The organism is Candidatus Yanofskybacteria bacterium (genome assembly GCA_003514055.1).
Taxonomy (GTDB): domain Bacteria; phylum Patescibacteriota; class Minisyncoccia; order 2-02-FULL-40-12; family GWA2-44-9; genus UBA12115.
Window position 1 is genome coordinate 159,468 of sequence record DOSG01000002.1, and the last position, 7,125, is coordinate 166,592.

A 7,125-nucleotide genomic window follows, 5' to 3' on the forward strand; every position below is an offset into this window, starting at 1 on the left:
GTTTAAAAATTTGATGGCGGTCTTTGAAGCCAAAAAGACCGCCATCTTTCTGAAAGGAAGGGGAGTTGTCATCCTTCGCTTTATTTGATATATTGTACATTGCCTTAACGGGCCTGGTTCGCGACGACAATTATGTTGTGGCGACCATATTAATCAAGAGCGCCAAGGTCAAAGATTGTCAGTAAAAAACTAGGCAATCTTGCTCCACGTAAGCGCATAATCATCATGTCAGAAAACAACATAACTTTGTCCTACGAGGACATGCTAAAGGCTGGTATGCATTTCGGTCGCAAGAAGACAGTCTTCGATCCGAATATGGGTAGATACGTTTTTACTGTTAGAGACGGTATCTGTATAATAGATCTATTGAAGACCATGAATCAGTTGAAGTTCACAACTGAGTATCTAAAAAAGGTCGTCAAGGATGGGGGCATGATACTATTTGTGGCCCCAACCAAACAATCAACTGAATCTGTTAAAGACTTAGCTGTTTCTTTGGGCATGCCCTACGTAATGGATAGATGGCTTGGAGGAACTTTAACCAACTTTAAGATTATAAACTCGAGAGTAAAACGACTCGAAGAAATGGAGAAGCAAGTCGTGTCTGAGATGTTCGAAAAGCTTACCAAGAAAGAAAGGTTACTCTTTAATCGAGAGTTAGCTAAGATGAAGGTAAAATTTGAAGGGCTAAAGAAGCTTACGAGGATGCCAGATGTAGTTTTTGTGGCTTCCCTCAAGGAAAGCTCATTGCCTATCGCTGAAGCCAAGAAAATGAGTGTGAAAATAGTCGGTATAACCAATACCGATTCTGACCCAGATTCCGTAGATTATGTGATACCGGCCAATGACAGATCGAAGAAGTCGGTAGACATGATCATAAGCGCAATAAAAAAAGAACTAAAAAATGAGTAATATCGACGTAAATAAGGTAAAAGAATTAAGAGAGTCGACGGGCCTATCTTTTGGCGAGATTAAAAAGGCCTTGGAGGAATCTGGTGGCGATGAGGCCAAAACCATGGAGATACTAAAGAATCTTGGCTCAAAGATGGCCGATAAGAAATCTGATCGAGAACTCAAGTCTGGGATAGTCGAGGCATACATTCATGGCTTCAACAAAGGAGCGATGATTGAGTTATTGTGCGAAAGCGATTTTGTAGCTAGGAATGCAGGCTTTAAAGAGCTGGCCCACGATATCGCTATGCAAGTGGCCGCCACAAAGCCGGCTAATGTGGAAGAATTAATGGAGCAGGAGTTTATAAAAGATCCGGCAATGAAGATAAGAGATTTAGTTAATTCAAATATTGCGAAAATAGGAGAAAATATCCAAGTTGGCAGGTTTGAAGTGTTTGAGATTTAATCCAAGCCCATGTTCATTATAATCCCACTATCTTTGGCTCTAGTCGCTATCATTGGGATAGCGATCGTAGTTTGGCGTAAAATGACTTATCTAAAAAAATTGACAGCCGAGCATCAAGATATCGGTGGCAGTTTATTTTATCTCTATTTTCCGGAAATAGTTAATGGTGCCAAAAGTATTAATTGGGCGGAGTATAAAGAAGTGTGGCTGATAGAAGCTGAGAAGTTTCTCAGAAAGTTAAGAGTTATATCTATGAGAATTGATCGGGCAATGGACACAACAATAAAAAAGATCAGAGATATATACGTAGATAACGAAGATGCAGGGGTCGTAGTGGAGACTAATGCTTCTACTTCTGAAGGTAGAAAGGAGAAGATTGAAGATCAAAGGCTAGAGCCGATTGACGTAATGGATCTAATGAGAAAAGAAGAGCAGGATTTCATAGTTGAAATAGCCAAAAATCCGAAAGAGGCGAGTAATTACAAATTATTGGCTGGATTATATGAAAGAATGGGCAATATGGAGGATGCGGTAGAATCATACAAGACTGCAGCCGAGCTAGATCCAGATGACGATGTAACTAGAATAAAGCTGGCTAAGTTGCTAGAGAGAGCAGATGAGATCAAGAAGAAGCATGACGAATCTACGGAAGATGAGTCGGCCGAGAAATAAATAGTGCCGGCATAGCTCAGTGGTAGAGCAACGCTTTTGTAAAGCGAAGGTCGGGGGTTCAAATCCCTCTGCCGGCTCCAGGATGTTGGTAAGTGAGGAGCAAATTTATTTGCTCCGGTAAGATTTGAACGCCGGAGCGATGTCTTGTGAGCAGTGGGCGAGCGAGACCGCGAGGCGGTGGCTAGTCCGAAATAAGCGGAAGCGATTGAGAGGCGAAGCCAAATCCCTCTGCCGGCTCCAGAAGATTAGCGAGGAGAGGGTTTTTGAAAAAAAACGGGGGTGTGGTGGAGTGGTCAATCACAACAGACTGTAAATCTGTCGGCCTTAGGCCTACGTAGGTTCGAATCCTACCGCCCCCACAGTAGTGATAATTGTTATCTCTGCCGTTGTAGCTCAGTTGGTAGAGCAACTCCATGGTAAGGAGTAGGTCCGCGGTTCAAATCCGCGCAACGGCTCATTATTAATTTAAAATAAAAAAATATGTCGCAAGATAATCTAATTAGATTGAAGTGTACGGTTTGTAAGCGAGCAAACTATTATGCCAATCGAAACAAGAAAAAAGTCGAGAGAAAGTTAGAGTACAAGAAATTCTGCAAATGGTGTAAGAAAAGTACTCCTCACAAAGAAGCTAAAATGACCGGATAAATCTATCCGGTTTTGGTGGGGGCATAGGCTAACGGTAAACTGCTTCTCTCCAAAAGAAGATTTCGAGGTTCGAGTCCTCGTGCCCCCGCATAAACTGAGTAAGCTACTAGTCCGATACAAAAAACCATGACGTCAATATGGTTTTTTTGTTTTGCTTTGTTACCATGAGCTCAGAACGTTCACAACTTGGAGGATATATGAGTAAATTCTTCGCTACTTGGGATCCGCAAAGGATCTCAGACTTTGAGGCAAAGCTTTCTGATAAAGATAAGCCAGTCTTCGAGACGGCCAGAGAATTTGGTGTAGGCATAAAGCAGGCTTGGAATTTTATTACCAATAGAGATATTAAACGTGTGAGGCAGGACGAGAGAAGTGACAAATCGAAGCCTTACGATGTCCGTCTCGTAGATCTAATAGCTTCTGGAGAGTTGGCTAGGAAGGGGATATCGAAAATCCTGGATATTCTTAAGTCAGAGATGCCGGATAAGCTTAAGGGCTTGACTCAGGCACAGCTCAAGAAGCGAGCTAAAGAGCTTATCTGGACTGATAATCTAGTAGTTCTCTTGACTAGCTCAATTCGAGATGGTCTGACTCCGGAAAAATTTGCAGAGTACAATCCCAATATTCCGATATCTTTCGTCAGAGAAAGGGCTAAGCTAATATCGGGCGTTACTATCAGTAAGCACCCGGTTATGTTTGTGCCTGGAATGGGTAGATTGGATATTAGGGGGATGTCTGCAAAAGATGAAGCGTACGAACTTCCAGCGACGAGTATTAACAATCCGTTTGAAATATCTGTAGCCGATGGCATCGAAAGTCCGTCCATCTCCATATTGAATGGTGCGAACCTAGGCATTGCCTATAGCCGAGTCATAAAAGACAACGTTCCGAGGCGCGCTCTGGCCGACGCCAGAAAAAATGGAGATGTGGCCGTTATCTTGGTGAATACAATCGACGTATCAACGACTAAGGCCTCAGCTGGGCCGAACTTTATTAGGAGGGCCGTTATCTCTGGTATTAATACTAGTTTGGCAGTTTTGGATCCATCTTATCGGCCGCAAGCCAAGGATATCATCCAAAGCATGCCGCGTGATTCAGTGGTCTACGAAACGATTGCTGAAATATACGCAAATGTTATGGACGGTTGGGTGAAGGTGTCGCATCGACCAAACGGTGAACCGGAGTTTGATGGCCCAGTTTTTGTAGTATTGGGCAAAAAAGAAGCAGATCTAATTGATAGCGCCGCTTATCAGGAAATCAGATATCTTACCCTTGTAAAGCAAGATAAGATAATGGCTGAGAAGAAAATTGCCGAGAGAGCTTTCATAAGCGAGAAACGCAAGGCTAAGCCAAGCGTCAAGACGCTTAAGGCTCTGGCCAAAAAGATTGCTGAGCTACGAAGAGAATATCAGAGAACAATTGTCACCAATGTTCGGCCCGAAGATAGGAACAGGTTTGCCAAGATAATCACTGCGATGGTGGTGAAGAAGTTCGAAGAATCTATTCCCAATTGTAAGGTAATAGGAAAAAACAATACGTTTATCAAGTTCCGAAATCAGGTAATTGAAATTGTGGTTCCCGGCCATGGTCGGGTAACTGACATGCTTCTTTCGAGCTTCGTTGGTGCCCACGGACCGAAGCTTTTGAGAAAGCAGTTGGCGCCAACATCGGTCGTGTGCCATCCCTATGCTACCAATTATCGATTTACGGCTAGGCAAGTTTCTGGACGCACTAATAGCAATACTGTTCAAATGATGGTTGCTCCAATCGCAGTTGACGACGATTTCTTGCGTGGAAGATTGCGCAACACTGTTTCGAGTGCTCACCCGATTCAGAATGCAATTTTTGATCCACAGTTTAAATCTGGCGTACTCAGACTTAGATTGATAAATGGCCTAATTGATCCAGACGTTACTTCTGTCGGAGCCCTTGATCCAGATATCAAGCTGGCTAAAGGCAGTGCTCCCGCCATAAACAAGATCCCGTATCTAAATACGAGATACATATGGGTTGAGACTGCGACCGATCCTCACTGGGGATCGCGTTCTAAGGTCTATCTGTGGGACAATGACCGCAAGATTCATCTTGGCGTAGCTGAAGCTGCAGCCAATATGATGCGCGAAGCCGGACTGTTCAACGGCAGGATGCCCATACACATGTTAACGGTTAATGACGATTTCACTCAAGGCAATCACTACGAGACTCAATTCCAGCCAGACCCACACGAGCAAGACTATCTGATGATTCACAAAAAATGGGAAAAGGCCTTGGCTGATGCCAGAGCGAGAGCAGATATTAAGGAAGTGCTCAAGATAATGGAAGAGATGCAGAAGTTCACTCTAAGTCAGTACCAAATTAGGGGTATCGATTATCCTGAGAATCAGATCTTGGCAGTATTCAAGAGGCAGATAGAGCCGAATATCGATTTCTATGATGCCTTGCTTCGAAGAGCAAAAAATTCGGGCATTCTCGTAAAGGGCGTTAGTCAATTCCAAGATGATATCACTTACGATTCGCGTGATGTGGCCATAATCAACTTTGGAACGGGCAATCACTTCGCTCGAACCGTAGAGAAGAGACTCACCGAAGGCTTCATATTCGCTGATAAGCTTCGTACGATGCTTCTCCAGAACAGTTTCTGGATGACTAATCACGAGTTTGTCGAAAGATACGTAAGATCGCCGCTATATAGTAACGAATACTTTGCTTGGGGAACTGTGCAGGCTCCTGGCAATGGATATGAATATGGTTTGGCCTTTAGTTCGACTCCGCCGCGCATGGGAAGCTGGAATGATCCTCTCCTGGGTGCGGTTAGAAACGACAAGCAGAGGGGTGACTACTCTAATATTGCTACCGGTAGAGTCACGCTTAAGATTTACGGTGATAAGCACTTCCTTGCCCAGGTTAATACTGCTGATACCATATACCACATGGGTGGTGCGGGTACTCACACTGACCAATACGGCGAGAATGGTTTCGCCCCTAATAACGCTGGAGTATCGTTCGTCGGTTTACCGGCTTTTGGTCCAGATAAAGGACCCATATTGACGAGGACGATCAGGCTGGATCATCTCAATAAGTATTATGGAGAAGTACGTAAATTCGATTGGGATTCGTTCCTCCCGAATCCAGTATAAGTTATAGTCCCCATTATGGGGACTTTTTGTTTACTCTATTGGGTGGGCTTCTATGGTAGGATTGACTCCGTTTAACAATTTCTGTAGTTTTATAGCGGTTATTTGAAAAAGAGGATTGTATGGAACAGAAACGAGTATTGGGTCTTTTGGGTCTAGCCTCTGTAGCGGGTGCTTATATGTATGGCGCATCGCTCGAAGTAATTATTTTTATTGCGGCGATGGCTTTCTTCCAAAACGTTGCCTATGGTCTACAGTCTCGGGCTAGGATGAGGGACAGCAATCTATATCACATCATCGCGATGTTCCTGGCTAGTGGCGTATTCTTCGCGACCTTCAGATATCTAACAATCAATAATCTGCCACTCGTCCTTCTACCGGCGTATCTTGTTGGCACTTGCTACGGAACTCTTAAGGGTAATAATTTATCTCAATACATTGAGAATAAAATTGGAGCTAAGGTTGGTAGTATCGCCGACAAAGGTTCTAGTCAGCTAGTCAGATTTTGGCCATCTCTAATTTTTCTAGTCTTACTAATTATTGGTCAGTCTCTGGTAGGGGATTACAGCCTGAAGATCGTTTTGATAATTGCGGGACTATCACTAATTGATAGCTTAGGATTCTCAATCACCACCATCACCCGCAACGCAAACAATTATACTATACACTACGTTGCAACTTTCATTCAGGTCTTGGTGAAGTTCATCAGCCTGAAAATATTAGTCGAGCAACAGATGACGTGGTACCTGTTATTGCCACAGATGGGTGGGGGAGCGATCGGCAGTATAGTCGGCGCTGAGATGGCTAAAGGCATCGTAAAGAAGTTTGGTGCTTCGTTTGATGGGCACCTCAATAAGGCGGGAAAAATATATATTGCTCTTCCCGAAATTCTTTTCACGACATTATTCATTCTTCCTCAATTCTATTTCTTTGGATTCGAAACTATCGCCCCAGTAGCGGTACTACTGTTTGCGGCTACTGCCCAAAGCATATCGTTCACTAACGTGAGTCGTGCTAGACAAAGAAAGAATGAAAATTATTTGCTCTGGGCATCTATATTCTCCAACGGTGTGTGGTACCTAACGGCCCACTTGTTGGTGGTAAAAGTTTTGCCGATGTATATGCTTATTCCGTATACGATGGGTACTCTGTACGGTGGGATGATCGGACAGTTTGTTTCCATGCAAATCGAAAGAATGTTCAAAATTAAAACTGAATAAAAAACAACGCCGAGCTAACGCTCGGTTTTTAATTAATGATACTGAGGAAGCTGCATTGATAATTAAGCGATTAAAAAACAAAACTGCCCTAGGGCAG

6 protein-coding genes and 4 tRNA genes are annotated in these 7,125 nt (G+C 43.5%); all 10 read left to right on the forward strand.

All coding sequences use genetic code 11. From position 1 onward, the window contains the following. The first annotated feature begins 225 nt into the window (after positions 1-225). Complete coding sequence (rpsB, locus tag DEG18_01450; protein ID HBX58263.1) at positions 226-912, forward strand: 30S ribosomal protein S2; 687 nt, start codon at positions 226-228, stop codon at positions 910-912. Continuing rightward, on the forward strand, positions 905-1,357 hold the full coding sequence (gene tsf / locus DEG18_01455; GenBank protein ID HBX58264.1) for a translation elongation factor Ts: 453 nt from the start codon (positions 905-907) through the stop codon (positions 1,355-1,357). The genes rpsB and tsf overlap by 8 nt, the downstream gene beginning before the upstream one ends. A 9-nt stretch (positions 1,358-1,366) precedes the next feature. Continuing rightward, positions 1,367-2,029: a hypothetical protein gene (locus DEG18_01460; protein HBX58265.1), complete on the forward strand. Its 663-nt coding sequence runs from the start codon at positions 1,367-1,369 to the stop codon at positions 2,027-2,029. 5 nt (positions 2,030-2,034) lie between these two features. Next, positions 2,035-2,109, forward strand: a tRNA-Thr gene (locus DEG18_01465). A 195-nt stretch (positions 2,110-2,304) separates the two neighbouring features. Beyond that, positions 2,305-2,388 (forward strand) — tRNA-Tyr (locus DEG18_01470). Positions 2,389-2,411: 23 nt separating this feature from the next. Continuing rightward, positions 2,412-2,484 (forward strand) — tRNA-Thr (locus DEG18_01475). 25 nt (positions 2,485-2,509) lie between these two features. Then, on the forward strand, positions 2,510-2,674 hold the full coding sequence (gene rpmG, locus DEG18_01480; protein ID HBX58266.1) for a 50S ribosomal protein L33: 165 nt from the start codon (positions 2,510-2,512) through the stop codon (positions 2,672-2,674). A 17-nt stretch (positions 2,675-2,691) separates the two neighbouring features. Then, positions 2,692-2,762 (forward strand) — tRNA-Trp (locus DEG18_01485). A gap of 109 nt (positions 2,763-2,871) precedes the next feature. Next, positions 2,872-5,811 (forward strand): hypothetical protein, encoded by a 2,940-nt coding sequence (locus tag DEG18_01490; GenBank protein ID HBX58267.1) that lies wholly within the window; start codon positions 2,872-2,874, stop codon positions 5,809-5,811. A 119-nt stretch (positions 5,812-5,930) separates the two neighbouring features. Next, positions 5,931-7,028 (forward strand): hypothetical protein, encoded by a 1,098-nt coding sequence (locus DEG18_01495; protein ID HBX58268.1) that lies wholly within the window; start codon positions 5,931-5,933, stop codon positions 7,026-7,028. The last annotated feature ends 97 nt before the right edge of the window (positions 7,029-7,125 follow it).